We start from the raw sequence: 25,828 nt of genomic DNA, 5'->3' as shown, positions 1-25,828 counted from the left end.
GGTATTCATAACAGGTCAAGAACAACGCCGTGGGCGGATGGTACGTTGTTTAGTCGCACTGGATTGCGAACCGTACCGTACGCCTTGTCACAATTGTGCCTTGCATCAAACGGTGGCCGAAGTAAAAACATTTTAATGCTACGGCAACAACGATGCTTGGAAGGAATAACCAGTGGACGACAATAACATCGACAAGAGCAAATTACCTAGTCGACATGTAACAGAGGGCCCATCTCGGGCACCGCATCGCTCGTACTATTACGCAATGGGCCTCACCAGTGGACAAATTCACCAGCCTTTCGTTGGCGTAGCTACCTGCTGGAACGAAGCCGCACCATGTAACATCGCGCTTTCGCACCAAGCACAATTTGTTAAAAGAGGCGTTGCCGCAGCACATGGCACACCACGTGAGTTTACAACAATCACTGTGACTGACGGGATTGCCATGGGCCACCAAGGCATGAAGTCTTCGTTGGTTTCACGCGATGTGATTACCGACTCGGTGGAATTGACCATGCGTGGCCACAGCTATGACGCACTTGTGGGTCTCGCTGGTTGCGATAAGTCTTTGCCGGGCATGATGATGGCGATGGTGCGGTTGAACGTGCCGTCTGTGTTCCTTTATGGCGGCTCAATTTTGCCAGGCAATTTCAAAGGCAACCCTGTAACAGTTCAAGACGTGTTTGAAGCTGTTGGTAAGCACTCTGTCGGCGACTTCTCTGATGCTGATTTGGAAGAGCTTGAACGCGTAGCTTGTCCTTCTTCTGGTGCATGTGGCGCACAGTTTACAGCTAATACGATGGCAACTGTTTCAGAAGCGATAGGGCTTGCATTGCCTTACTCCGCTGGCGCGCCAGCACCTTACGAAATTCGTGATCAATTCTGCTACACGGCAGGTGAGCAAGTGATGGAGTTGATCAAGCAAAACATTCGTCCACGCGATATCGTGACGCGCAAAGCCCTTGAAAATGCGGCCACAGTCGTTGCAGCCTCTGGTGGTTCCACAAATGCGGCGCTGCATTTGCCAGCGATTGCAAACGAAGCAGGCATTGATTTTGATCTGTTTGATGTGGCCGAGATCTTTAAGAAGACACCATATATCGCCGATCTTAAACCAGGTGGTCGATATGTGGCCAAAGACATGTTTGAAGCCGGTGGCGTGCCCCAACTCATGAAAACATTGCTCGACAATGGGTTTATGCATGGTGATTGCATGACCGTAACGGGGCGCACAATCGCTGAAAACCTTGAAAAAATCACATGGAACGATAAGCAAGACGTCGTTTGGCCCGCCAATAAACCGATCACCAAAACTGGTGGCGTTGTTGGCTTGCGCGGAAACTTGGCACCTGAAGGCGCCATCGTTAAGGTCGCGGGCATGTCTGATCTCGAATTCACAGGTCCTGCTCGCTGTTTTGACAGTGAGGAAGAGTGCTTCAAAGCTGTGTCCAAGCGTGAATACAAAGAAGGCGAAGTGCTTGTTATTCGTTATGAGGGGCCAAAAGGTGGTCCTGGCATGCGTGAAATGTTGGCAACCACTGCTGCCCTTTACGGCCAAGGCATGGGCGACAAAGTCGCTCTGATCACGGATGGTCGTTTTTCTGGTGCAACACGTGGCTTCTGTATTGGTCACGTTGGACCAGAAGCTGCCGTTGGCGGCCCAATTGCCCTGATCAACAATGGCGACATGATTACCATCAACGCCAATACTGGTGAGATCAATGTTGATCTTTCTGACGAAGAATTTGAAGCCCGCAAATCCAAATGGCAACCGCGCGAAACCAACTTCGGTTCTGGTGTTATTTGGAAATATGCTCAAGGTGTCGGCTCTGCGCGCTATGGTGCGTTAACCCACCCCGGTGCAAAGGGCGAAAAGGAGTGCTATGCGGACATTTAGCATCAGACTCTTAGCTTGTTTGACTGCGGTTTCATTGGCGCTTGCACCGGTGTGCAGCGCCAATGCGCAGGACAACACCAACATTCTATCTCTGTTTGGTAGTGGCGAAGAAGAAGTGTCCAACCAAGACCTGCTGGCGGCTTTGGAAGAAGCCGCCGATGCCGGGCAACCCATCGCTTTGTGGCGATTGGGTGTGATGTACGAAAAAGGCGAAGGGGTGCAGAAAGATCGCACGAAAGCCTTCCTCTACTTCCGTGAACTTGCAAATGAAAACGCGGACACACCACCAAAATCGGTTGGCGCAGACATTGTTGCGCAGAGTTTCTTGAAAATTGGCGAGTATTATCGCGAAGGCGTGCCAGATGCAGGTGTGCAGGCAGACAATTCTTTGTCCCGCAAGCTTTTGCTACATGCGGCTTCCTATTTTGGCGATCCAGATGCACAGTTTAAAGTGGGACAGCTTTATCTAGACGAGAATGAGTTTGGCTATTCACCGCTGCAAAGTGCACGCTGGTTGTCGCTTGCTTCGCGAAAAGGCCATGCAGCCGCCCAGGCAACTCTGGGCGACCTAATGTTTAATGGCGAAGGCATTGATGCAGACCCCGTGGAAGGCCTGATGTGGCTTACCTTGGCCGAACGTCATGCTGGCGGCACGGATGATGAGCATTGGATAGCTGAACTGCACGAACGCGCGCTTTCTGTTGCATCGCCAGATCAGCGTCAACAAGCCATAAAGGCCGCAGATTCGCTTGGCGGCCGGTTTGGTGGTTAGTTGTTTCGACTAGAAATCGAACTTGCCAACAACTGGCACGTGATCTGAAGGCTTTTCTCGCCCTCGCATATCTTTATGAATTTCTACGCTCTCAAGTTTGTCTGCGGCTTGTGGCGAGCACATCAAGTGATCAATGCGAATTCCATTGTTTCGGCGCCAAGCGCCTGCTTGAAAATCCCAAAACGTAAAGGCTTGCTCGTTGTTTACAGCACGCAATGCGTCCGTCATGCCCATAGCTTGGAGCGTTCTAAACCGCTCAAGGCTTTCTGGACGATAAAGCGCATCGCCCCACCAAGCATCATGATCGTGCGTATCCAGCCGATCCGGGATAATGTTGTAATCTCCGGTGACTATTAGAGGTTCTTCAAGCAATAAACGAGCTTTTGTCCAAGCGTTTAATCGGTCCATCCACGATAGTTTATATGGAAATTTCTCGGTATCAACGGGATTACCATTTGGCAAATAAATGCCCGCAATGCGCACCGGGCCTGCAGGGCGTGCGATTACACCTTCTATAAACCGTGCTTGTTCGTCTGTTTCATCACCCGGCAAGCCGCGATTGACTTCCTCGAACGGGTGAAGCGAAAGCAAAGCGACGCCATTAAAGCTTTTTTGTCCGTGCGTCTCAACGTTATAGCCGAGGTCTTCAAACACCTGACGTGGGAAGTTCTCGTCGATGCTCTTGATTTCCTGCAAGCAAACAAGGTCAGGTTTATGCGCTTTCAACCAGTACTCGACCTCCGGCAGGCGCGCTTTAATTCCGTTTATATTCCAAGTTGCTATTTGCATTTTCTTTGGATCGCTTCCATTTGAATCAGTGCTCTAAACTAGAGTGAAGCTATCCTCGCCGCAATAATCTAAACCGAGAAACTGGTGCCACATCCGCACGAAGCGACGGCGTTTGGGTTGTTGATTTGAAAACTTTGGCCAATAAGGTCATTCACAAAGTCAATTTCGGCCCCTTGCATAAACTCAAGGCTCATTGAATCGATTAAAACGCGGGCATTATCGGTTCCTAGTACCAAATCATCGTCGGTGGGCTTCTCTTGAACCAAATTATATTCATACTGAAAGCCCGAACAACCGCCACCAGATACGGCCACACGCAGAACCGTGCCCGGCGCTTGCTTGGCCAATATCGCCTCAATCCGTGCTAATGCGCTGTCGGTGACGACGACTTTTGCCGCTGCTGTTGCAACATCTGACATATTTAATCCCTATCACGTACGCCAAAAGGCGATTTTACAAGTCTTGTTTAATAGATAAGCTTCATAAAGCGCTTTGAAAAGAGGGTACAAGGAAAGTTGAAATGCAATTAAACCGCGCACTCGCGTCTTACGCATCACATTCACACCAATCCTTGGGGCGACAATACCCAACGAGCAGCAGCCCAACTCGCTCTGAGTTTCAACGCGACCGTGATCGTATTATACACTCAAATGCCTTTCGGCGTTTAAAGCACAAAACGCAGGTTTTTCTCCATCATGAAGGCAATCACTTTCGCACACGGCTAACGCACACTCTAGAAGTTTCACAAATCGCGCGTTCAATTGCGCGTGCGCTAAACCTGAATGAAGATTTGGCGGAATGTTTGGCCCTTGCCCATGATCTGGGGCACACCCCATTTGGTCACGCGGGTGAGCGCGTGCTGAACGGAAGGATGAAGGACCACCAAGGGTTTGATCACAATGTGCAAGCAATGCGTGTGGTTACTTTGCTTGAAAATCGATACGCAGAACATGATGGACTGAACCTAACTTGGGAAACTCTTGAAGGCATCATCAAGCATAATGGACCGCTAACGGACAACAATGGGGCTCCCATTGGTCGATATAAATCTGAGGGGCTGCCGTTTGGACTAGATCATATTCCAGCAGTTGCTGATTTGCGATATGACAGTTTTGCGAGCCTTGAGGCGCAAGCCGCTGCAATTGCAGATGATGTAGCCTACAACGCCCATGACATTGATGATGCCCTAAGGGCCGGATTGCTGTCGCTTAATCAACTGCGGGATGTGGCCCTTGTTGGCGAAATCGTATGTGAGGTTCAAGATAGATATCCGGATGTTAGCGCAGACCGACAATCCCACGAAACAATTCGGCGATTAATCACAAGAACAATTGAGGATGTCATTCACACCGCTCAAAACAATATTTCAGGCCAAGCACCGCGCACCGCAGAAGACATTAGGACCGCAGGTCGCGCGATGATTTGTTTTTCAAAACCCATGGAGAGCAAAGAAAAGGAGCTTAAATCCTTTCTGTTCGCCAATGTTTATCGCTCAGATCAGGTGATGGCATCTGTTCGCCAAGGCGAAGAAATCGTTGGGAGATTGTTTGATGCGTTCAAAGAAGGTGAACCCATGCCGCCAGAATGGGAAGTTTTGGCTAACTCTAACCCGATAGGGGGCCGCGAACGAGTTGTTTGCGACTTTGTTTCGGGCATGACAGACCCATACGCCACCGCTACATTTAACCGATTGTTTGACGCGGACGTGGATTTCCGGTAACCGCTTGCACAATCAATTCTTTATGAGATGGACACATCAAAATGGACGCATTTGCAGTCTTTCGCAACCGTGTGGAAGAGAAACTGATCAACCTTTATCCTGAACTGAGCGACAACAAAGCTGCGCTTAGCCGATTTGTGGTTGAACCGCCGCGCGATGCGAGCCATGGCGATTTGTCCTGCAATGCGGCAATGGTGCTCTCAAAGACGCTGAAATCAAATCCGCGCGCAATTGCCGATAGCATTGTTGCAGCGTTTGAGGGCGATCCCCAAGTTGCGAACATCGAAATCGCTGGCCCAGGGTTTATCAATTTCACTTTGACCCCAGACGTTTGGCAGTCAGTGATTGCTGATGCAAACGAGCAGGGCGCTGACTACGGTCGCCCCGCTGTTGCACCTGTTGGCAAAGTAAACGTTGAATATGTATCCGCAAACCCGACTGGTCCGCTGCACGTGGGGCATACGCGCGGCGCGGTATTTGGCGATGCTCTTGCCAGTCTTATGGCGTTTTGTCGCTACGAAATCACGCGCGAGTACTACATCAACGACGCGGGTGGGCAGATCACCGTCTTGGCCAACTCAGCTTATTTGCGGTATTGCCAAGCTCTAGGCGATGATATTGGCGAAATTCCTGCAGGTTTGTACCCGGGCAAATACCTCATTCCAGTGGGCAAAGCCCTTGCTGAGCAGTTTGGCGACAAGTTAAAATCCATGGATGACGCCGAACGTGAAGCTACCATTCGGCCCGTAGTGCTGGAAAAAATGATGGATATGGTGCGCGCCGACCTCGAAAAACTTGGCATCAAGCACGATAAATTCTTTTCTGAATCAACACTACATGGTGGCGGCAACGGCGGCGACATCAAGGAAACGCTTGATTGGCTTCGTGAGCAGGGTCTTGTTTATCAAGGCACACTTGAAGCGCCGAAAGGCAAAACACCTGAAGAATGGGAAGATCGCGAGCAAACACTGTTCAAAGCCACCCAATTCGGCGATGACACTGACAGAGCTCTTGTTAAGTCTGACGGATCATACACCTACTTTGCGGCTGACATCGCCTATCACCGGAACAAATATCTTCGGGGTTATAACTCTCAGATTGTGGTACTTGGCGCCGACCACGCGGGTTACATCAAACGGTTGGGAGCTGCAGGAAAAGCTGTTTCAGGTGGTGAAGCTGAAGTGGACGTCAAGATTTGTCAGTTGGTGAACTTGTTGCGCAACGGCCAACCCGCCAAAATGTCAAAACGGAGCGGCAACTTTGTCACCATGGCCAATTTGGTGGAAGAAGTGGGACAAGACGTGGTACGCTTTATTATGTTGTTCCGCCGGAATGAAGCACCGTTGGACTTCGATTTTGACCTTGTGACGCAGCAAACCCGTGATAATCCTGTGTTTTATGTCCAATATGCACATGCGCGGGCATGTTCCGCTTTTAGAAACGCAGCGCGGGACGTACCAGAACTTGATGTTTCTCCGGATTCCTTGAAGTCTGCAGACCTTAGTTTGCTCTCTCATCCGGCAGAGTTGACGCTTTTAAAAGTAATGGGGCAGTTTCCGCGGGCCATTGAGGCTGCTGCAGTTGCGCATGAGCCGCACCGGGTTGCTTTCTATGTGCATGAGTTAGCCGGCGCGTTTAATGCATTCTGGACTAAAGGCAAAGAAGAGCCGCAGTTACGATTTGTTAATCATGAAGATAGGACAATAACATTGGCGCGACTCGCAATGGTGAATGCTGTCCGACAGATTTTGCGTAATGGATTGGGCATTCTTGGAGTATCCGCGCCAGATGAACTATCATAATTCAGGCACATTGCTGGGTTACCAGCTATAAAATACAGTGTCGTGAATGTAGAGGTGAGGGTCATAACTAACGTTATTGGCCGAACAAAATGACAAATTCGAACGATCGCAACAACCTGGCAACGGATCAAACAGATGATTTGATTGCAGAACTTGCGCGCATTGTTGCAGACGATGCAAAGCAGGCCTCCGTTTCCAAATCGGTTGATGAACGTGCTCAGCTCGCTGCAGATGCCCGCGAAAAGAAGGACGCACAAAGATCGTTTGAACAACAAATTGAAGCGGACCAGTCGTCACAGGATATTGCCCAACCACAAACTGAGCAGGGTGCTGGCGAAATTCTGCCGTTTTCGAAAAGCGGTGATACAGCCCCGTTTTCGCAGATCGGCGAAGGCGTGACCGCAATTCGGACCCCGTCGCCGACGGAGCCATCTGACGAGATGCAAGAGCCTGCAAACACAACGGGCTCCGCGTTCGAGTTCGATTTTTCCCACAACATCAAAATGGGTGTGGACAATGCAGCAGATTCACGGTCGGAAACAGAAGATTTGGATTTTGCCCCATCTCAAATGGATGAAATGGCTGAAGCCGCAAGTTTTGACGTCGATGAAACCATTCCTACTCCGGACGTTTTAGACGGCATTGCAGCCATCATTGAAGATGTTGAACACCAGTCCGCTGAGCCTGTTGCTCCACAGTTTGATCCAATTCCTGTGCCGAGCGGACCAACGTCTCAGCCAAATGATGATCAGCCTGAAAAGGGGATTGAATCAGAGCTCTCCGATAACCTTGAACGGCGTTCCGCTGCTTCTGGTGGTGATTTTGAGTATATCCCTCAGCAGAACTTGCAAGTGCCGGTTGGGGAAGACGAATTTGCTGTGCCACCATCTCAAACCAGCGACGGTGCTGACCTTTCAGAAGAAGTTGAAGATCCGCTCACTGAAATTGAAAACTTAATCGCTGATACAAACAGCCCTCCTACGACAAATCCTCAACCAGCAGATGCGGCAGAGGCCGCAATTTTGGCGGCTTTGGCATCAGCTGCCGGCACACGACCAAGTGTTGAAAAGTCACCCGTGGCGGCAGCACGTGCTTCGACGGCGCAGCTAAGAGAACCAAGGCTAGAGCCTGAAGCTCCAACAGCACGCGACTTTGTCGATCCTGTGGCGCACCAATCCGTTCAGCCAGAACGCAAAGCGACCTACGACGACGAACCAAGGCGTGGTGGCAGCATATTGCCAATTGTTGCCTCAGTCGCAGCGATTGTACTGCTGGCGGTTGTCGGTGGGGTTGCCTATTGGTTTTTTGTTGGCCAAAACCCTGCAGGACAGGACATTCCAGTTGTTTCCGCTCAAAACACACAAGTGAAAGAAACACCAGCTGTAACGCCGAGCGAAACTGGTGGATCCAGTGTATTCACAGCATTAGATGGGAACGCTGAACCAACGGCGCAGGAACAAATTGTTTCGCGTGATGAAACCGCAGGCGCATCAGGAGCTGACGTTGCGCGTGTTGTGACACCAAATAGCTCCAGCGGCGGATTGACAAATCGCAAGGTCAAAACAGTAACCGTTTTGGCTGATGGAACGATTGTAAGCGGTACCGAATCTTCAGCAGGCGCCGAGCAATTACCGCAAGACGTTCGGCCAAATGCGCCAACAGTGGCTGTTGAAACAACAACTGCTGCGACGGATGAAATTGCAAACGTTCTAAATGCTATCAAAGAAGGCACCGAAGTGGCTAGTCAGACTGAGGTGGCGCCTACTGCAGAACCTGTGGCAGTGGAAACAGCAACCGCTCCAATTGATGCATTGCCAGACGATCCAACTGCGCCGCAACCGCCAGCTCGACCTTCTGGCCTTGGGTTCGGTGTTGCACCAACCGTTGCGATCAACACGACCCCCGTTCAGGCTGACACTTCCGCACAACCAATTTCGTTGCTGCCAACTGCAAATGTCAGCGCGCCAGCACCGGCGACTAGTAATGCAACAAGCGCCGGGGTTTCCGCACCATTCTATGTGCAGCTAGCCTCGCAGCGTAGTGTCGAAACGGCGCAAAGCACAGCCTCGTCGCTGCAGCGTAAATTCCCGTCAATTTTGGGAAGCCAGACAATTGACATCAACCAGGTGGATTTGGGCGAAAAAGGAATTTATTTCCGGGTCCGTGTACCGTCCAATAGTTTGGCTGACGCGAACGCACTTTGTTCCAGCCTGAAGTCCAGTGGCGGCGATTGTTTCGTCAGAAACAACTAAACACCTTCATTTCCAGTGAATTGGCGGCATTTGCTGCCAATCCTGCTTGACCAAGTCACATAGACCACGTCACACTTATAACCAATTGATGGTGTAGGCAGGTCACATGGTCCAAAACGCAGATCAAGCAGACTTCATGCAAGATGTTCTCCCAAAGATGAGAGGCGAGGGCATCATGTATGTGGATGTGAAAGGGTATGAGGGCCCGTTGGACCTTCTGCTCGACCTTGCGCGCAAACAAAAAGTCGATCTTGCGAATATATCCGTGTTGGCGCTTGCCGAGCAATACTTGAGCTTTATCGACACGATTCGGGAGCGTCGGATTGAAGTTGCCGCCGATTATTTGGTGATGGCGGCTTGGCTCACCTATCTCAAAAGCCGATTGATGGTGCCGCATGAAGATGACACCGACGAACCTACCGGCGAAGAAATGGCTGCATTGTTGCAGTTTAGGTTGAAACGGCTAGAGGCGATGCGCGATTGTGCCGCCAAACTCATGGGAAGACCCCAACTTGGCCGGGAGATTTTTAGCCGAGGCGACCCTGAAGCTGTTGTGACAGATAGAAAGAATGTTTGGGAGGCTACTTACTTTGATTTGCTGCGTGCTTATGCCACGCAACGCGAGCGCCAGATACCTGCTGAATATGCACCGACACAAAGGACAGTTTGGTCACTGCAAGATGCAGAAGACATTTTGCGAAGATTGATCGGTGAGGGGGCTGACTGGATACCTTTGCACGCATGCCTGTCAAAATATATAGATTTACCTGAAGAGCGAACCACAGCGCTTGCATCAAGCTTTACCGCTTCTTTGGAAATGGTTCGTCAGGGCACATTAGAACTACGTCAAACCCAAGCATTTGGGCCACTTCTATTAAGACGCAAGAGAGGCCTTTAGGGAACACGCTTTGGATCAAGAAAACAACCTGGCTGAAAACAATGAACCTGAAAATAGCGAGATTGTTCGCCGCAATTTGCGCGTGCTCGAAGCATTGTTGTTCGCCGCCAAAGAACCATTGCATTTAAAGGAGGCAATTCCCTTTTTGTCAGATGGTGCGGATTTGGAACATCTAGCAGAGCGACTCACTGAAAAATACAAACACGCTGGCGTCAATTTGGTGAAACGGGGCGATGCTTACGCGTTTAGAACCGCACAAGATTTGGGCTTTCTGCTTCGGCGCGAGGAAACAGAGCGAAAACCGCTCTCGCGCGCAGCTTTAGAGATTATGGCAATTATTGCATACCACCAGCCCGTCACGCGGTCCGAAATTGAAGACGTTCGGGGTGTAGCAACCTCAAAAGGCACACTCGATGTTTTGATGGAGGCGGGATGGGTTCGCATGCGTGGTCGTCGCCGTTCGCCGGGCAGGCCCGTAACTTATGGAACAACTCCTGAGTTCCTGGATCAATTTGGCTTGGAGGCAATAACTGACTTACCTGGGTTGAACGAATTGAAGGGCACTGGGTTATTATCTGCCAATTTGCCGCCAGATTTTACTGTTCCTGCGCCAAATGATGGGGATTTGTTTGACAATGAAGACCCGCTTGATGCAGATGACGACGGAGATGACCTGCTGACCGAACTGAGCCATGATGACCTTGACGAACAATACTGAAGCCAAACAAGCCGGTTTTGACCAAGAATGGGGCCCCCGAGGAACAGCTGGCATCAGCTTTGCTGCTGCATTGGAGTTCAATCAAGTCCATTGTGAAATGGGTGGTCGAGAAGTTCTAAAGGGCACAGATTTTTCAACTGCACCCGGTGAGATATTGTGTTTGCTTGGGGCCTCTGGCTCTGGCAAATCAACCATTCTTCGGGCGACGGCCGGATTACAAGACATTTCGGCGGGAACAATTTCCATCAACAAACGAGTGGTGTCTTCCTCCACCATTTCCATACGCCCCGAAAAACGCGGCATCGGACTGATGTTTCAAGACTTCGCGCTCTTTCCCCATATGTCTGTTCTGCAAAACGTTGAGTATGGATTGAAATCTTTGGGGCGAGAAGAAGCGCGAAATCAAGCTCTACATGCTCTAAAAAGGGTTGGACTTGCGGACCGAGCAGATGGATACCCATCTCAGCTCTCTGGTGGGCAACAACAGCGTTTGGCTCTGGCGCGCTCGATCGCGCCTAAACCTGGGCTGTTGCTCCTGGATGAACCATTTTCTTCGCTTGATGCACGCTTGCGCGAGAGCGTACGTGCCGAAACCTTGGCGGTTTTGCGCGAAACCAGGGCAACATGCGTTATCGTGACGCACGATCCCGAGGAAGCTATGCTGTTTGGCGATAAGATTGCGCTGCTGCGCGATGGGCAAATAGCGCAAATTGGGTCCTCGGATGAGATTTACAATTCGCCACTAGATTTGAGCGTCGCCCGTTTCTTTTCGCCAATTTCCGAGATGCACGCGACCGTTGTGAATGGATTTGCAGAAACACCACTTGGAAAGCTAAGTGTAGCAGGGCGAAGTGACGGCGCAAAAATCATAGTGGCCATGCGGCCAGTCGCATCGGCGAATTTGGTAGAAAAAGGCGAAGGCGCAATGGGTCGCGTCGTCAATAAGCATACAGCAATTGGTATTGATACGATTGAAGTCGCTGTTTCGGGAATTGATCAACCCGTGCGCGTTCGCAGGCCCGCCAGCGACGATGTGTATCCGGGACAAGACGTAAATATCGCGATAAACCCTAATCGTGTCCTTGTGTTTGATGCGATTTGACCATATTTGAATAACGACAAGTTTTTTCGCGCGCTTAATGCGCGATCAAGAGGAGTAAAAACCATGAATCCAGGTCCTTGGGGAATTTTGATCATCGCAGTCGCTGCATTGCTGCTATTTGGTCGCGGCAAAATTGCCGGCATGATGGGCGAAGTCGCTTCTGGCATTAAAGCATTCCGCAAAGGTATGTCTGATGATGAGAAGCAAGTTGCCGAAATCGACGTCAAAAAAGAAGAAGCTGAAAAAGACAAGAGCTAGTTCTGAGGGACCTTTGTCCCCCTAACTCAACAATAGTTCTTTTTTAATGCTGAGGATGTCTTGATGCTGAATATCGGCTTGAGCGAAATGCTGATCATTGCGGCGATCGCGCTTATTGTGGTTGGTCCAAAGGACCTGCCAGCAATGCTACGTCAGATGGGCAAAGTTTTTGGCTCCGTTCGCCGTATGGGCAATGAGTTCAAGTCAGAAATCAGCAAGGTTGCCGCCTTGGATGAGATTAAAGACATCAAGAGCTCAATTACCAAGCCGCTGCAAGACACGCACGAAGAGCTGACGAACCAGTTCAACACCGTCGGCAAAGACGGCGTGGAGCCAAGCGGCGCGATCAAACCCGCAGTGGAGGGGCAGGAAAGCGTTGCGAACGAAATTCGCGAGTCTGCTGGCTTGCCAACAACGCCTTCTCCCGACCCAGCAGCTGCTGCGTCAAGCATGAAAGCAGCGATTGCCCGCGCACAAACCGACGCCGCCGCAAAAGTTGATGGCGACGTTGAGAGTGAAGCAGCGCCAAAGACGCCCGCCAAGAAAGCAGCACCACGAAAACGCGCAGCCAAGAAAACAAGTACGTCTACAAAAACAGTAGCTGCCAAAAAGGCACCCGCAAAAAAGGCTGCGCCGAAAAAACCTGCCGTGCGTAAAACGACCACTGCCAAAACGACGGCGGCGAAATCTGCGACAGCGCGCAAAGCAGCGCCTAAGAAAGCCGCCGCCGCAAAAGAAGTGAAGCCAATTACCGCTGTCGCAAACAAAGGCGGCATTCCTGCCAAAACTGCAGCGAAATTGCAACGTGCCGCACCAGCTAAAGCTGCGGCAACCCCTAAAGGGGACGCATGATGAACAAAATGCTCGAAAACCCCAACGATGAAGTGACACAAAGCGAAGCGCCACTCATGGAGCATCTCGTTGAGCTTCGTACGCGTCTAATCTATTCGTTTGCTGCGATTGCGTTGCTGTTTGTCTTTTGCTTTTTCTTTGCGGGTCAAATCTATACCGTTTTATTGGGCCCCTTCGTGCAAGCCGTTGGTGGCTCAGTGGAAGATGTAAGCTTGATTTACACAGCTCCACAGGAAGCGTTTTTTACTGAGCTGAAAGTTGCACTGTTTGGCGCCATTTTTCTGGCTTTCCCTGTGATTGCCAGCCAAGTTTACATGTTTGTAGCACCAGGCTTATACAAGCGCGAACGAGCGGCCTTTGTTCCCTATCTGATTGCAACACCGATTCTATTTCTTTTGGGCGCTTCGCTGGTGTATTTTGGGGTTATGCCCTTGGCGATGCGCTTCTTCTTATCGTTTGAACAAAATGCACCCGGGCAAGCTTCAATTCAAATGCTTACCCGCGTGAGCGAATATTTGTCTTTGACTATGACGCTGTTGTTGGCGTTCGGTTTGTGTTTCCAGCTGCCTGTCATTTTGACACTCTTGGCCCGTGCCGAATTGATCACTGCTGAAAACCTGAAATCTTGGCGGAAATACGCAATTGTTGCGATTCTTGCCGTTGCGGCTTTTCTCACGCCACCAGATCCTATGACGCAGATCGGCCTCGCTGTTCCGGTTTTTCTACTCTATGAGTTATCCATCTTCGCTGTTCAATTTGTCGAGCGATCGCGGGCGAAACGCGAGGCAGAGTCAGAGAATGACGCTGCATAAGCAAGACCTTTCACCAGCATAAACACATAAAAAGATCACGAAACTGATCGGCAAAAGCCGGAGCACAACATGTTTGACGTTAAATGGATTAGAGCCAACCCCGAAGCATTTGATGCGGGTCTTGAACGGCGTGGAGCAGAGGGCCAGTCACAAAAGATTATCACCCTCGATGATGCGCGCAAAGCGACAGTTCAGCAGCTGAATGAGTGGCAAGAAACACGCAACGCTTCATCCAAACAAATTGGTCAAGCAAAGGCGCAAGGCGACGAAGAAAAAGCGCAAGCGTTGTTGGCACAGGTTGCGGACTTGAAGTCAAAAGTGCAGCAAGGTGAAGAAACGGAGCGCCTTCAAACCGCGGAGTTGAACGACCTGTTAGCAGGACTACCAAACTTGCTGCTTGAAGATGTTCCCGCTGGCGCTGACGAAAACGACAACGTTGAAAAAAGCCGTTTTGCTGAACCAAGACAGTTCAATTTTGAACCCAAAGAACACTATGAGCTGGGTGAACAACTCGGCCAAATGGACTTTGAGATTGCCTCAAAAATCGCAGGATCTCGTTTTGTTGTGCTCAAAAATGGCATTGCACGTTTAGAGCGCGCGCTTGGGCAATATATGCTCGATTTGCACACAACTGAGCACGGATTCACCGAAGTTATCGCGCCGCTCTTAGTACGCTCGGAAGCTTTGTTTGGCACGGGCCAACTGCCCAAGTTCTCAGAAGACGCATTCCGCACGACGGATGACCGCTGGTTGATCCCAACGTCTGAGGTCTCTTTGACGAACCTTGTGCGCGAAAGCATGCTGAGCCATGAGGAGCTGCCACTGCGATTCACATCTTTAACGCCTTGCTTCCGCTCAGAAGCTGGTTCTGCCGGTCGTGATACACGAGGCATGTTGCGTCAACACCAGTTCTACAAGGTTGAGATGGTTGCTGTGACAGCGCCAGACAAATCACTCGAAGAACATGAGCGCATGCTTGGCTGTGCAGAAGCAGTGATGAAGGGATTAGATATTCCATATCGTGTTATGCGCCTTTGTGCTGGTGACATGGGCGCAACGATGATGCGTACCTTTGATATTGAAGCTTGGCTGCCGGGTCAAAACACATATCGCGAGATTTCTTCTGTCTCAGTAGCAGGTGATTATCAAGCGCGCCGCATGGAAGCACGTTATCGTGACGAAAATGGCAAGCCGCAATATGTTCACACGCTGAACGGATCAGGTGTGGCAACAGGTCGGGCATTGATCGCGGTGATGGAAAACTATCAACAAGAAGATGGTTCCATCGCCATTCCCAAAGTTTTGCAGCCATATATGGGCGGCCAAACTGAAATATCAGCGGCCAAATAGATGGCAGACCAGTTGCGCATCCTTGTTACCAATGATGACGGCGTTGATGCGCCTGGTATTAAACACCTTGAAAGAATTGCGCGCGAGCTGTCCAACGATGTTTGGGTCGTCGCGCCTGCGGGCAATCAAAGTGGCGTCGGGCACAAATTCACTTTAGGCACAGAGCTGTCACTTGATCAGCGCGACAAGCGGGTGTTCGCCATCGAAGGCACGCCCGCTGACTGCGTTGCCATTGGCATGACCCACGTGCTGAAAGACAAGCCGGCAGATGTCGTTCTTTCTGGCATCAATCGCGGTCAAAATATCGCAGACATCGTTCATTGTTCAGGCACAGCAGCGGGCGCGCGCGAAGGTGTTTTACAAGGTGCGATTGGTATCGCGTTGAGCCAAAGCATGGATTTTAGCGATGAGCATTTGATTGAGTGGGACTGTTCCGAGCAGTACGGCGCGGCTGCGATAAGGTCAATTCTCGAACATCACGACGCGCATGACGTCTATTACAACGTCAATTTTCCTCGATGCGCGGCTGCGGATGTGTCCGGGATCGAATTGGTACCTCATCAACGGTTCTCAAAGTCAGCATTCGAGTATTATCCAAGCGACAATGACGGGCATTTTTTTGTAACAATCCTGAAAACCCCAACGCCGCTGGATGCTGAAGCTGATTGTGTGCGTTTGCTCGAACATAATGCTATTACTGTTACACCGATGAAATTGCAGCAATCCGATTTCGAAGCCATCAATGCGCTCAAAGGGAAACTATCTCTAACCGATTAGAGGCAATATGAGTGATGCGGAGCAGAATCTTGACTGGGCACGCGCCTCGCTGGTGCTGCAAGCGCGTCAGGCCGGCATAATGCATGGGCATATCCTCAAATCGTTAGAAACCATTCCGCGCGATCGGTTTGTTCCAGAAGAATATATGGAACACGCCTATAGAGACGTTTCAATTCCGCTTGATCACCACCAGTCTATGATTTCACCAATCAAATTGGCCAAACTTTTAGATGCACTCGATCTTGCTGATGTGCCGAATAAGGTTTTGGAAATTGGCACGGGCAGTGGTTTTGCCACTGCAATGCTATCCACGCTTTGTAAACGGGTGTTCACAGTGGAGCGGGACCGACACTTATTGCGCAAGGCAAGCGCGATCTGGAAGGAACTTCGATTGAGCAACATCGTCGAGAACAACGACGACGGATTGCTGGGATGGCCGCATCAAGCGCCTTTTCCGCGAATCTTGCTCACTGGTTCAGTCAAATCATTACCGATCGACCTGACAGATCAGTTGGACGAGGGGGGCTGCCTTGTTGCGGCTATTGGGGAACCAAAAGCGGTTCAAAAGATCACCCGGGTCGACAAAATTGAAGGGAAACTTGATTTCACCGAATTGGGAGACATTCGTCTTCCCGCTTTGGTGCCGGGAAAAAATACAACACTTTAAACTCCCCTTTACCTTAACGCACCTATACTCAAATCCGTTGTAGTGTATTGAGTAAGAGTAAATCGCATGAGTTTTCGCGTACGGATAGGGGTGTTAAAGTCCTCAGTTGCAATCATCGGTGCATTGTCCTGTGCGGCCTTGCTGGCCGGTTGCACCGCTAGTAGGTTCGCCGCACCACTCACCACAAGCTCGGTAAATACAGCTACGAACGCCAATCTTGCACAAGCCATGCCAAATGCGGTTGCTGCAACGCAGCTGCCGCCCGCCGGGCAATATCTAAGCGCATCAAATTCAAGGGCACCATACATTCCAGCTGCGACTGTAGGCCCCTCCGTAAATACACAAAATATCGATACAAGAGACCCGCTCACATCGGGCGTATATCCACAGGTTCAGGCAGCCCCAGTACTGGGGCAGTCGGCTGCGTCGCAATCTCAGATTGTTCGTCAGCAATTGCCCACTTTGACCCCAATTACAGTAACGAGTACCCAGTCAATGCCCGCAATGCCTTCTCTAGCTGAAGTTGATCTCAACACAGCGCCAAAAATCGACAACACAACCACCGCGAGTATCGCAGGCGCGCTTGCACCGCGCGCAGTGCCAGACAATGCGTTTACCCACAAAATAGAGGCGGGCGAATCGCTATATGCAATCGCGCGCCGTTATGACGTGACAACGGATTCAATCGTTGCCGCAAATGGAATGATTTCGCCGGACAGAATTTTCGTTGGACAGGACATTATTGTCCCAGGTCGTCCCGGTATGGTGGCACCAAAATATACCACGCCAGATGTGAAAACGACTGTAGCACCAGTAAAAGTGGCTTCAGCATCCACACCACCGGCTGCTATTCCAACTGCCGCGCCTGCGGTGTCTGCAAGTGCTGCAAAGCCTGCGGAACCGGTTGTTCCAACGCCAACTGCTGCGGTGGCGCCTAAAACGGTGGAAACAGCTGAGGTTGCGCCAAGACCGATTTCTCGACCTACTGGCCTAGCAACAACAGCACCCAAAGCGGCTGTCGCCACCACGCCTGAAAAGGCGGAAGAACCAAAACCAGCACCAGCTGAAAAAGTCACCACGACCGCTTCAATTGCGCCAGTGAAGGTCGAAACGCCACAGGCAAAAGCACCCCAAGCCGTTGCAGGTTCTTTCCGTTGGCCTGTTAAAGGTCGGGTCATCGCAGATTTCCGTGCCTCGAAGAACACAGGTGTAAACATTGAAGTTCCAGAAGGCTCATCGATCCGCGCTGCCGAAAATGGCGAAGTCATTTATGTGGGTAGCGCTGTAGAGGGCTTTGGAAATCTGGTGTTGATCAAGCATAGCAATGGCTACGTGTCTGCATATGCACACCTTAAAGACATTACAGTTGCCAAAGGGGCCGCAGTAAATCGTGGTGATTCTATCGGCACAGCGGGCATGACCGGCGCAGTGAGCCGGCCGCAGTTGCATTTCGAATTGCGCAAAGGGGCAACGCCAGTTGATCCATTGCCGCTTCTTGCAAGCTAAGAAAGCTTGAAATTTAAGCGCTAAGGCCAGTCCTAAAAGAGGGACTGGCCTTTTTTGCCTGCCAAGTGGCGCACGAACTGAATGGCCACGCGGCCAGAGCGTGCCCCACGGGTCGCTGCCCACTCAATAGCGTTGGCGCGTAGTTCCTCCGCATCCACATTAATTTGATAATGCGCGCAATAATGACTCACCATATCCAAATATGTCTGTTGATCGCAGTTGTGGAACCCCAACCACAAACCAAAACGATCAGAAAGCGATACTTTCTCATCAATTGTTTCGCTTGAATGAATGGCAGCGCGCGTTTCGTTCTCCACCATATCGCGGGGCATCAAATGGCGCCGATTTGATGTAGCATAAAACAGCACATTACTTGGTCTGCCCTCCAAGCCACCATCTAGTACCGATTTGAGGGCTTTGTAGTCCATTTCGTCTTTGTCGAACGACAAGTCATCGCAGTAGATCAAGAACTGCGCGTCGGCCTGCGCAACGCAACGCATAAGCGACGGCATTGTTTGAATGTCTTCACGATGAATTTCGATTAAAACTAAGCGGCGAAATGATGTGTCGCTTGCGGATTTTTGCAATATATCTGCGTGCAGTGCTTTGACGATGGAACTCTTGCCCATGCCTTTTGCACCCCACAGTAGTGCGTTATTTGCCCCAAGTCCTTTGGCAAATTGTTCGGTATTCTGGGATAGGATCGATTTTTGATTGTCAATTCCAAGCAGCAAGTCCAATGCAATAAAATTCACTTTGTCGACTGGCTGCAAGCATTGGTTTTGACCGTTCCATTGATAAGCATCTGCGGTTGTGAGTTCTGCAGATTGCTTTAGATCCCGACCTGCAAGGATCGCAAGCGAACGCGCAATGTCCAAAAGCACATGTTTCTTTTTCATTTAATATCCAATCTTTGCGTGAAAAGCTTTGTTTGCCTTTGCATTTGCAAATTTGCACCTATATATTCCCGCACGATCTGAGACCATAACGCGACGAACCGATTTGAGCCCATTTAAGTGGAAATGTTCACGGTTTAAAAGTCGATCTAAGGAGTATCCGTATGTTTGTAACACCAGCATTTGCGCAAGCAGCAGCACCCGGCGCAGCTGATTACCTCACCAGCTTGATGCCGATCTTGCTGATTATCCCGATTTTCTACTTCTTGATTATCCGGCCACAACAAAAGCGCGTAAAAGAACAAGCGAATATGCTCGAAGCAATCCGCCGCGGTGATACCATTGTGACCAGTGGTGGTCTTGTGGGGAAAGTTGTTCGCGTGAAAGACGACAGCGGTGAGTTGGAAGTTGAACTTGCTGAAAACGTTCGCGTAAAGGTTGTTCGCTCAATGGTGGCTGATGTTCGCACCAAAGCTGAGCCCGTGAACGACAACAAAACTGACAAGAAATAGTTCAGCTAACAGACAAGAAGATCTGACTCGCTCATGTTACAATTCTCCCCAATTCGCGCCGCTTTGATACTTATCGTGTCATTGGCTGGTATTTTGTTTACACTTCCAAATCTTGTATCACAGCAAACACTTGCTTCGTTGCCGGATTGGATGCCAAAGCAGCAGATTGTGCTTGGTCTTGATCTTCAAGGCGGTTCGCACTTGTTGCTCCAAGTGAACAAAGAAGAACTTGTTACTGAGCGTGTCAAAGAACTTCGCCGTGAGGCGCGGTCGTTGCTGGCAAATGACAATGCCATCGGTCACATCATCAAGACCGATGGTACGCTTTTGACCATTGAATTGACAGATTCTGCTCAGTTCGAATTGGCAAAAAATGCAATTCAGGATCTTAATATCCCTCTTGCCACAGTAATTGGCGGCGTCGGTGGTGTGAATGAGATCAGTTTTGGGGAAACCGCCGACGGCAAATTGACGATGCAACTCACAGACGAGGGTATCGAAGAGCGCTTGTCATCAGTTGTTGCACAATCAATTGAAGTTGTGCGCCGCCGAATTGACGAATTGGGCACTACTGAGCCAACAATTCAACGTCAAGGTAGTGACCGAATTTTGGTCCAAGTCCCGGGTTTTGATGATTCTCAGCGGTTGAAAGATCTGATTTCGCAAACTGCGCGACTTACTTTCCATATGGTTCACCCAACAATCACAGCGGCGCAAGCCAAAGTGCAGGGACTTCCCGTAGGGACTTTCATTTTGCCCAGCCAAGCAGGTGGCGAAGAGTTGCTAATGGAAGACGTGGCTATTGGCGGAGAGTCGTTGGTTGATTCTCAACCTGGCTTTGACTCCCAATCGGGTCTTGCAATTGTAACTTTCCGTTTTGATACGCGCGGCGCTGTTGTTTTTGCTGAACTAACCGGAGCAAATGTCGGTCAACGGTTCGCCGTTGTTTTGGACGGGCAAGTAATAACAGCGCCAACGATCCAAACGGCCATTCCTGGCGGTTCCGGGCAGATAACAGGGAACTTTACCGCTGAAAGTGCAAATGACCTTGCCGTGTTGTTGCGCGCCGGTGCTCTGCCCGCAACGCTTGATATCATTGAAGAACGCTCTGTGGGCCCAAGTCTGGGTGCTGATAGTGTGCAAGCAGGTCAAATTGCTGGCTTGGTTGGCGGCATTTTGGTGATTGCATTCATGCTGGCGGCCTACGGTGTATTCGGAATTTTCGCGAATATCTCGCTGGTCATCAACATTTTCCTCGTCATGGGCGTTTTGTCTGTACTTGGTGCAACGCTTACCTTGCCAGGCATTGCAGGTATCGTATTGACGATTGGTATGGCGGTTGATGCGAACGTGTTGATCTATGAGCGTATCCGCGAGGAAAAGCGCGCAGGTCGGTCTGTCGTGCAGGCAATTGAAGCTGGCTTCCAGCGGGCGTTTGCAACAATCGTGGATGCTAACGTCACCACGCTGATTGCCGCTGTCATTCTGTTTTTCCTTGGTTCAGGACCAATCCGTGGCTTCGCGATTACGTTGGCCATTGGTATTCTGACAACGATGTTTACGGCATATCTTTTGACGCAATTCCAAATTGCTCGCTGGTTTGCTTGGTTCCGCCCAAAGGAGTTGAAGGTTCACTTGCTGCAGCTCCTGCCTGATGGAACGGCCTTTAAATTTATGGACCGAAAGGTCATCGCCTTTGCGTTTTCTTCAGTGTTGTTGGTCGGGTCCTTTGGTCTTTTCTTCACCCAAGGCTTGAACTTGGGCATTGATTTTAAGGGCGGTTCTTCGATTGAAGTTCAAGCGACAGCTGATCAAGCGGATATCGCGGACATTCGTTCGCGGGTTGGTGAGCTTGGTTTGGGCGACGTTCAAGTGCAAGAATTTGGCAGTGCAAAAGACGTTCTGATCCGAATTGAAACCCAAGATGGCGGCGATACGGCCCAGCAAGAAGCTGTGACCAAAGTTGTTGATTCCATAAAGGGTGACTACGAAGTGCGACGCACTGAGGTGGTTGGTCCAACGGTTTCGGGTGAGCTGGCACAAACTGGCACCATTGCCGTTATAGCGGCTATTATTGCTGTTCTTGGCTATATTTGGATGCGGTTTGAATGGCAATTCGCAGTTGGTGCTGTCGCTGCCTTGGTGCACGACGTTGTGCTGACTATTGGCATGTTTGCCATAACAGGTTTTGAGTTCAATCTTGCCTCTATTGCAGCAATTCTAACGATTGTGGGGTATTCGCTCAACGATACGGTTGTGGTCTACGACCGTGTGCGAGAAAACTTGCGCAAATACCGCAAGATGCTGATGAGCGACTTGTTGAATATGTCGATCAACCACACGTTATCGCGCACTATTCTAACCTCGGTTACAACAATTTTGGCGTTGACAGCGCTTGTGATTTTTGGTGGCGAAGTCATCCGGAGTTTCACTTTCGCTATGGCGTGGGGCGTGATTGTTGGAACATACTCATCAATCTTTGTTGCCGCTCCTCTTTTGATGAACTTCAAATTGAGCGCGCGCGCGGAAGAGGAAAAAGCCGAGCAACGCGCCGATGGCGCGTCTGTGTAAATCGTGTCACAAATCGCAGACGGACATTACAAATATCAGGTTCCCATCGATGCCTATGGCAACGGTGGGTTCCGCTTTGAAGACATGTCACACATTGGTTCGCTGTTGTGTCTGCCATCAGGTATGCACAAATGGGCGATAACCAATGCCACACAATTGGACGAATTGGACTTCACGCAGATATTTGAAAGAAGCGACGAAATTGACGTCTTTCTTATTGGCACAGGTAAAGATATCGCGTTCATTGACGAGAGCATTCGAGAAAAGTTTCGCGAACACGCAATCATTCTTGAGCCAATGAGCACGGGTGCAGCCGTTCGCACTTACAACGTGCTGATGGCCGAAAAACGTGCAGTATCGGCCGGTTTTATCGCAATTGAACGTGCTGAATAAAGCGCTATGCAAACAAGCACCAACCAACGGCACGTTGCTGAAGAATTGAACAAAATATCGCGAGACGACTATCTGGCAACACTATTTATGCCAGAAGATGTGCGCCCAGACGTGCAAGCCCTAGCGGCTTTTGCTGCTGAGCTGCGTGTGGTTCGTCAGCGGGTTTCAGAGCCCACACCAGGCGAAATCCGCCTGCAGTGGTGGCACGACGCGCTAGAAGGCAAAGGTCATGGCGCTGTGCGCGCCAACCCTATTGCGGACAGATTGTTGGTTGCGATTGAAAAACACCGACTTCCCACGGTGCCTTTAAAACGCATGATTGCCGCTCACAGATTTGATCTATATGACGACCCCATGCCGGACGTGAACCAGTTTGAGGGATACGCGGGCGAAACCCGCGCATGCATTTTCCAGTATTTCGCCATGATGTTGGGAGACAAGAGCGCTGATCCAGCGATCTATGCAGAGGCCGCCGGCCATTTGGGGGTTGCAACAACCTACACGCAACATTTGCTAGCCTTTGGCTACAATAGCGCCAAAGGGCAGATCTATTTACCACTAAGCGTGTTCAAGTCCTTTGGAATTGACGACAAGTCTATTCTCGCTGGGCAGAACACCGAACCCCTGCGCCAAGCGATTGGTGCGCATGGTGAAGCGGCCAACGCGCACCTTGCTCTGGCACAAAATGCAATCAAGTTGTTACCTAAGCCGGTGAGAATTGCCTTTGTCCAAAGCGCTGTTTGCGCATTGCAGCTGAGATTTCTCCGAACGCAAAAGGAAAATCCCTTTGTAGCCGCCGGTGCCGGTCGCTCAGAAATGCGTAAGATGATCTCAATGTTTGCCTATGCAGCAAAGAATTAGGCCCAACCTTTTAAGTCTTCCAACGCGCGTTTTGTCATAAGAAGCTTTTTGGCCTTCGCTTTGTCTGGACCGCGCCATCTCCCAATGTGACCCTCTGGTTTTGTGGGTTTTTCAACAGGCGGAAACAGGCCAAAATTCACATTCATCGGCTGGAATGATTTGATGCCATTTGTTTCATCTGCCAAATGACCGCCGGTAATATGGTGCACGAGCGCACCCATGGCCGTCGTAGGTGGTGGTGGCGCAAGTTCTTCGCCCTTTGTTTGTGCTGCAGCCATTCTGCCAACTACTAAACCAAGTCCGGCGCTTTCTACGTATCCTTCAACACCAGTCACTTGGCCAGCAAAACGCAAACGAGGCTCTGCTTTCAATCGCAGTTGTTGGTCTAGTAACTCAGGTGAGTTCAAAAATGTATTGCGATGCAACCCACCCAGGCGCGCAAATTGTGCATCTTCCAAACCTGGGATCATCCGTAAAATATCGGCCTGAACTCCATATTTGAGTTTGGTTTGAAACCCAACCATGTTCCAGAGGGTGCCCAGTGCATTGTCTTGGCGTAGTTGTACAATCGCGTGGCACTTAACGTCCGGGGTTCTAGGGTTTGTCAAACCAACAGGCTTCATAGGGCCAAACCGCAGCGTTTCTCGACCGCGCTCTGCCATCACTTCAATCGGCAAGCAGCCGTCAAAATATGGGACATTTTCCCACTCTTTGAATTCGGTTTTTTCCCCAGCTAGCAATGCGTCGATGAAGGCATTGTATTGCTCTTCATCCATTGGGCAGTTCAAATAGTCTGCGCCTGTGCCGCCCGGACCCGCTTTGTCGTATCTCGATTGTGCCCACACAACATCCATATTGATTGAGTCTTTGTGGATGATTGGAGCTATCGCGTCGAAGAAAGAAAGCGAGTCTGAATTGGTGATCGACTGTATGCCTTCCGCCAGGGCCGGGGAGGTCAGCGGTCCCGTCGCCAAGATGACGTTGTCCCAGTCTTTGGGGGGGAGACCGGCGACTTCGGCACGATCAATCGTAATATTGGGATGAGCCTCAAGTGCCGCCGTTACGTCGCTAGAAAAAGCGTCTCGGTCAACAGCTAGAGCGCCGCCAGCGGGCAATTTGTGTTTTTCTGCCGACTGCATAATGATCGAATTGCAGCGGCGCATTTCTTCATGCAGCAAACCAACGGCATTATACTCATGATCGTCAGATCTAAAGCTGTTTGAACACACCAACTCTGCCAAGCCATCCGTATGGTGAGCGTCAGTTTTTCGTACGGGGCGCATTTCGTGCAGCACTACGGTTGCACCTAGTTCAGCGGCCTGCCAAGCAGCTTCAGAGCCTGCTAACCCACCACCAACAACGTGAATAGTTTTTGAAGAATTTGTCATAGACCGCACATACATTCATTGAAAAATTTGGGCAACAAAAAAGGCCCATTATATGCAAAACACCCGCGACTTCTTTTGAAGTGCGGGTGTTCAAAGGTCTTGGAGGCCAGTGTCTAGTGCAAAGTTTAGCACTAGATGCGAGAAGCTTGCTCGCGTGCCAAAGGCTGAATGTCACCACGGTTGATACCAAGGTCATTCAATTCACGGTCATCAAGAGCGCTCAACTCACGTACTGTCTGACGATAAGAAGCCCAGCGACGAAGTGTTTTTCCGAAATCCATTGCTCATCTCCTAGATAAGGTATTGCGTTGTTGTTGACCTGAACTTAGTGAAGTTTGATGCGAACGAGTAGATAGAGAATGTGCAATTCGTCTATGCGTTTGATGCATGGCTAGATTTGCGCGCGTGCGAACAAAACAAAACACCCGCCACTTCGTTTAAAGTGCGGGTGTCGTGAATTTCGTATACTGATGATTTGATCAGCAAGCAAAACTGATTAGATGCGCTCTGCTTGTGAACGCGCAACAGCTGCAATGTCGCCACGGCTGATGCCGAGGTCATTGAGGCCGCGTTCGTCAAGTGAATTCAAAGCGCGTACAGTTTTGCGATAAGATGCCCAGCGGCGTAGTGTGTTTCCCAAAGCCATGATCATTCTCCTGAACGCGTTGGTTATTGTTTGATGACCTTCATATAATGCTGCAAAGTGATATTGAGTAGAGACAGTTTACGCACATCACCCATGCAGATTACGCAGGTCGTATTTCCAACTGATAGTTGACAAAAAAACACCCGCCGTTCGAGATGAAGGGCGGGTATTCAAGACTATAGTTGATCATTTTAGATGATCGACTTAGATGCGTTCTGCTTGTGAGCGCGCAACAGCTGCAATGTCGCCACGGTTGATGCCGAGGTCATTGAGGCCGCGTTCGTCAAGCGAGTTCAACGCACGAACAGTTTTACGGTAAGAAGCCCAGCGGCGTAGTGAGTTAGTCAAAGCCATGATCATTCTCCTGTTGAATGCATTGGTTGTTGTTT

25 protein-coding genes and 1 pseudogene are annotated in these 25,828 nt (G+C 50.3%); 19 read left to right on the top strand and 7 right to left on the bottom strand.

Annotated elements, in window-relative coordinates; all coding sequences use genetic code 11:
• Positions 1-172: 172 nt before the first annotated feature.
• Together ilvD and O4H47_RS12450 are read left to right on the top strand one after the other, a co-directional pair.
• Positions 173-1,897 (top strand): dihydroxy-acid dehydratase, encoded by a 1,725-nt coding sequence (gene ilvD / locus O4H47_RS12455; protein WP_269394302.1) that lies wholly within the window; start codon positions 173-175, stop codon positions 1,895-1,897.
• Entirely contained in the window at positions 1,884-2,669 is a 786-nt protein-coding gene (locus O4H47_RS12450) for a tetratricopeptide repeat protein (RefSeq protein WP_269394301.1), read from the top strand. The genes ilvD and O4H47_RS12450 overlap by 14 nt, the downstream gene beginning before the upstream one ends.
• 9 nt (positions 2,670-2,678) lie before the next feature.
• Here O4H47_RS12450 and xth read toward each other — a convergent pair whose 3' ends face one another.
• Entirely contained in the window at positions 2,679-3,458 is a 780-nt protein-coding gene (gene xth, locus O4H47_RS12445; RefSeq protein ID WP_269394300.1) for an exodeoxyribonuclease III, read from the bottom strand.
• Positions 3,459-3,526: 68 nt separating this feature from the next.
• A complete protein-coding gene (locus O4H47_RS12440; protein WP_269394299.1) occupies positions 3,527-3,877 on the bottom strand; it encodes a HesB/IscA family protein in 351 nt (116 codons plus the stop codon).
• Between the two features lie 101 nt (positions 3,878-3,978).
• Here O4H47_RS12440 and O4H47_RS12435 point away from each other — a divergent pair, with 101 nt between their 5' ends.
• From O4H47_RS12435 to O4H47_RS12375, 13 genes and pseudogenes are all read left to right on the top strand, one after another.
• A complete protein-coding gene (locus O4H47_RS12435; RefSeq protein ID WP_269394298.1) occupies positions 3,979-5,178 on the top strand; it encodes a deoxyguanosinetriphosphate triphosphohydrolase in 1,200 nt (399 codons plus the stop codon).
• Positions 5,179-5,219: 41 nt separating this feature from the next.
• Positions 5,220-6,980 carry an arginine--tRNA ligase gene (gene argS / locus O4H47_RS12430; RefSeq protein ID WP_269394297.1) on the top strand — a complete coding sequence of 587 codons (1,761 nt, stop codon included), beginning with the start codon at positions 5,220-5,222 and terminating at the stop codon, positions 6,978-6,980.
• An 89-nt stretch (positions 6,981-7,069) separates the two neighbouring features.
• Positions 7,070-9,232 (top strand): SPOR domain-containing protein, encoded by a 2,163-nt coding sequence (locus tag O4H47_RS12425; RefSeq protein ID WP_269394296.1) that lies wholly within the window; start codon positions 7,070-7,072, stop codon positions 9,230-9,232.
• A 106-nt stretch (positions 9,233-9,338) separates the two neighbouring features.
• Complete coding sequence (locus tag O4H47_RS12420; protein ID WP_269394295.1) at positions 9,339-10,130, top strand: segregation and condensation protein A; 792 nt, start codon at positions 9,339-9,341, stop codon at positions 10,128-10,130.
• Between the two features lie 10 nt (positions 10,131-10,140).
• Entirely contained in the window at positions 10,141-10,848 is a 708-nt protein-coding gene (scpB, locus tag O4H47_RS12415) for an SMC-Scp complex subunit ScpB (protein WP_269394294.1), read from the top strand.
• The gene (locus O4H47_RS12410) at positions 10,826-11,950 is read left to right on the top strand and encodes an ABC transporter ATP-binding protein (RefSeq protein ID WP_269394293.1); all 1,125 of its coding nucleotides are present in this window, start codon (positions 10,826-10,828) and stop codon (positions 11,948-11,950) included. The genes scpB and O4H47_RS12410 overlap by 23 nt, the downstream gene beginning before the upstream one ends.
• Positions 11,951-12,013: 63 nt before the next feature.
• Positions 12,014-12,166 (top strand): annotated as a pseudogene (locus O4H47_RS12405) (twin-arginine translocase TatA/TatE family subunit); the annotation flags it as partial.
• Positions 12,167-12,271: 105 nt separating this feature from the next.
• Entirely contained in the window at positions 12,272-13,060 is a 789-nt protein-coding gene (gene tatB, locus O4H47_RS12400; protein ID WP_269394291.1) for a Sec-independent protein translocase protein TatB, read from the top strand.
• A complete protein-coding gene (tatC, locus tag O4H47_RS12395) occupies positions 13,060-13,872 on the top strand; it encodes a twin-arginine translocase subunit TatC (RefSeq protein WP_419719622.1) in 813 nt (270 codons plus the stop codon). Before tatB ends, tatC begins: the two co-directional genes overlap by 1 nt.
• A gap of 69 nt (positions 13,873-13,941) precedes the next feature.
• Positions 13,942-15,222, top strand: coding sequence for a serine--tRNA ligase (gene serS / locus O4H47_RS12390; protein ID WP_269394290.1), 1,281 nt, complete (start codon positions 13,942-13,944; stop codon positions 15,220-15,222).
• On the top strand, positions 15,223-15,999 hold the full coding sequence (gene surE / locus O4H47_RS12385; RefSeq protein WP_269394289.1) for a 5'/3'-nucleotidase SurE: 777 nt from the start codon (positions 15,223-15,225) through the stop codon (positions 15,997-15,999).
• Positions 16,000-16,006: 7 nt separating this feature from the next.
• The gene (locus O4H47_RS12380; RefSeq protein ID WP_269394288.1) at positions 16,007-16,666 is read left to right on the top strand and encodes a protein-L-isoaspartate O-methyltransferase family protein; all 660 of its coding nucleotides are present in this window, start codon (positions 16,007-16,009) and stop codon (positions 16,664-16,666) included.
• Positions 16,667-16,732: 66 nt separating this feature from the next.
• Entirely contained in the window at positions 16,733-18,172 is a 1,440-nt protein-coding gene (locus O4H47_RS12375; RefSeq protein ID WP_269394287.1) for a peptidoglycan DD-metalloendopeptidase family protein, read from the top strand.
• A gap of 32 nt (positions 18,173-18,204) precedes the next feature.
• Here the strand turns inward: O4H47_RS12375 and O4H47_RS12370 are convergent, their stop codons facing one another.
• Complete coding sequence (locus O4H47_RS12370) at positions 18,205-19,071, bottom strand: ATP-binding protein (RefSeq protein WP_269394286.1); 867 nt, start codon at positions 19,069-19,071, stop codon at positions 18,205-18,207.
• Between the two features lie 161 nt (positions 19,072-19,232).
• On the opposite strand from O4H47_RS12370, the gene yajC reads away from it, so the two are divergent.
• Genes yajC through O4H47_RS12350 form a run of 4 tightly spaced genes read left to right on the top strand, consistent with a single transcriptional unit; the run spans position 19,233 to position 23,405 of the window.
• On the top strand, positions 19,233-19,580 hold the full coding sequence (yajC, locus tag O4H47_RS12365) for a preprotein translocase subunit YajC (RefSeq protein ID WP_269394285.1): 348 nt from the start codon (positions 19,233-19,235) through the stop codon (positions 19,578-19,580).
• A 33-nt stretch (positions 19,581-19,613) separates the two neighbouring features.
• Complete coding sequence (secD, locus tag O4H47_RS12360; RefSeq protein WP_269394284.1) at positions 19,614-22,151, top strand: protein translocase subunit SecD; 2,538 nt, start codon at positions 19,614-19,616, stop codon at positions 22,149-22,151.
• On the top strand, positions 22,152-22,544 hold the full coding sequence (locus O4H47_RS12355) for an Mth938-like domain-containing protein (RefSeq protein ID WP_269394393.1): 393 nt from the start codon (positions 22,152-22,154) through the stop codon (positions 22,542-22,544).
• A gap of 6 nt (positions 22,545-22,550) precedes the next feature.
• Positions 22,551-23,405 (top strand): phytoene/squalene synthase family protein, encoded by an 855-nt coding sequence (locus O4H47_RS12350; protein ID WP_269394283.1) that lies wholly within the window; start codon positions 22,551-22,553, stop codon positions 23,403-23,405.
• Here the strand turns inward: O4H47_RS12350 and trmFO are convergent.
• From trmFO to O4H47_RS12330, 4 genes are all read right to left on the bottom strand, one after another.
• Positions 23,402-24,793, bottom strand: a complete 1,392-nt coding sequence (trmFO, locus tag O4H47_RS12345; RefSeq protein WP_419719621.1) for a methylenetetrahydrofolate--tRNA-(uracil(54)-C(5))-methyltransferase (FADH(2)-oxidizing) TrmFO — start codon at positions 24,791-24,793, stop codon at positions 23,402-23,404. The two genes, O4H47_RS12350 and trmFO, sit on opposite strands and share 4 nt — an antisense overlap.
• Before the next feature lie 131 nt (positions 24,794-24,924).
• Positions 24,925-25,074 carry a DUF1127 domain-containing protein gene (locus O4H47_RS12340; protein ID WP_269394281.1) on the bottom strand — a complete coding sequence of 50 codons (150 nt, stop codon included), beginning with the start codon at positions 25,072-25,074 and terminating at the stop codon, positions 24,925-24,927.
• A gap of 215 nt (positions 25,075-25,289) precedes the next feature.
• Complete coding sequence (locus O4H47_RS12335; RefSeq protein WP_269394280.1) at positions 25,290-25,439, bottom strand: DUF1127 domain-containing protein; 150 nt, start codon at positions 25,437-25,439, stop codon at positions 25,290-25,292.
• A 204-nt stretch (positions 25,440-25,643) separates the two neighbouring features.
• Complete coding sequence (locus O4H47_RS12330; protein ID WP_269394279.1) at positions 25,644-25,793, bottom strand: DUF1127 domain-containing protein; 150 nt, start codon at positions 25,791-25,793, stop codon at positions 25,644-25,646.
• Between the last annotated feature and the right edge of the window lie 35 nt (positions 25,794-25,828).

Source organism: Maritalea porphyrae (assembly GCF_027213965.1).
Classification (GTDB): Bacteria; Pseudomonadota; Alphaproteobacteria; order Rhizobiales; family Devosiaceae; genus Maritalea; species Maritalea porphyrae_A.
Note: the sequence above shows the minus strand (reverse complement) of the source record. Positions and strands in the feature narration are given on the sequence as shown.

Excerpts from the sequence above, each read along its gene's own strand:
- O4H47_RS12450 (WP_269394301.1), top strand. The coding sequence starts at position 1,884 with ATGCGGACATTTAGCATCAGACTCTTAGCTTGTTTGACTGCGGTTTCA.
- xth (WP_269394300.1), bottom strand. The coding sequence starts at position 3,458 with ATGCAAATAGCAACTTGGAATATAAACGGAATTAAAGCGCGCCTGCCG.
- O4H47_RS12440 (WP_269394299.1), bottom strand. The coding sequence starts at position 3,877 with ATGTCAGATGTTGCAACAGCAGCGGCAAAAGTCGTCGTCACCGACAGC.
- O4H47_RS12435 (WP_269394298.1), top strand. The coding sequence starts at position 3,979 with ATGCAATTAAACCGCGCACTCGCGTCTTACGCATCACATTCACACCAA.
- argS (WP_269394297.1), top strand. The coding sequence starts at position 5,220 with ATGGACGCATTTGCAGTCTTTCGCAACCGTGTGGAAGAGAAACTGATC.
- O4H47_RS12425 (WP_269394296.1), top strand. The coding sequence starts at position 7,070 with ATGACAAATTCGAACGATCGCAACAACCTGGCAACGGATCAAACAGAT.
- O4H47_RS12420 (WP_269394295.1), top strand. The coding sequence starts at position 9,339 with ATGGTCCAAAACGCAGATCAAGCAGACTTCATGCAAGATGTTCTCCCA.
- O4H47_RS12410 (WP_269394293.1), top strand. The coding sequence starts at position 10,826 with ATGACCTTGACGAACAATACTGAAGCCAAACAAGCCGGTTTTGACCAA.
- tatB (WP_269394291.1), top strand. The coding sequence starts at position 12,272 with ATGCTGAATATCGGCTTGAGCGAAATGCTGATCATTGCGGCGATCGCG.
- tatC (WP_419719622.1), top strand. The coding sequence starts at position 13,060 with ATGAACAAAATGCTCGAAAACCCCAACGATGAAGTGACACAAAGCGAA.
- serS (WP_269394290.1), top strand. The coding sequence starts at position 13,942 with ATGTTTGACGTTAAATGGATTAGAGCCAACCCCGAAGCATTTGATGCG.
- surE (WP_269394289.1), top strand. The coding sequence starts at position 15,223 with ATGGCAGACCAGTTGCGCATCCTTGTTACCAATGATGACGGCGTTGAT.
- O4H47_RS12380 (WP_269394288.1), top strand. The coding sequence starts at position 16,007 with ATGAGTGATGCGGAGCAGAATCTTGACTGGGCACGCGCCTCGCTGGTG.
- O4H47_RS12375 (WP_269394287.1), top strand. The coding sequence starts at position 16,733 with ATGAGTTTTCGCGTACGGATAGGGGTGTTAAAGTCCTCAGTTGCAATC.
- O4H47_RS12370 (WP_269394286.1), bottom strand. The coding sequence starts at position 19,071 with ATGAAAAAGAAACATGTGCTTTTGGACATTGCGCGTTCGCTTGCGATC.
- yajC (WP_269394285.1), top strand. The coding sequence starts at position 19,233 with ATGTTTGTAACACCAGCATTTGCGCAAGCAGCAGCACCCGGCGCAGCT.
- secD (WP_269394284.1), top strand. The coding sequence starts at position 19,614 with ATGTTACAATTCTCCCCAATTCGCGCCGCTTTGATACTTATCGTGTCA.
- O4H47_RS12350 (WP_269394283.1), top strand. The coding sequence starts at position 22,551 with ATGCAAACAAGCACCAACCAACGGCACGTTGCTGAAGAATTGAACAAA.
- trmFO (WP_419719621.1), bottom strand. The coding sequence starts at position 24,793 with ATGACAAATTCTTCAAAAACTATTCACGTTGTTGGTGGTGGGTTAGCA.
- O4H47_RS12340 (WP_269394281.1), bottom strand. The coding sequence starts at position 25,074 with ATGGATTTCGGAAAAACACTTCGTCGCTGGGCTTCTTATCGTCAGACA.
- O4H47_RS12335 (WP_269394280.1), bottom strand. The coding sequence starts at position 25,439 with ATGGCTTTGGGAAACACACTACGCCGCTGGGCATCTTATCGCAAAACT.
- O4H47_RS12330 (WP_269394279.1), bottom strand. The coding sequence starts at position 25,793 with ATGGCTTTGACTAACTCACTACGCCGCTGGGCTTCTTACCGTAAAACT.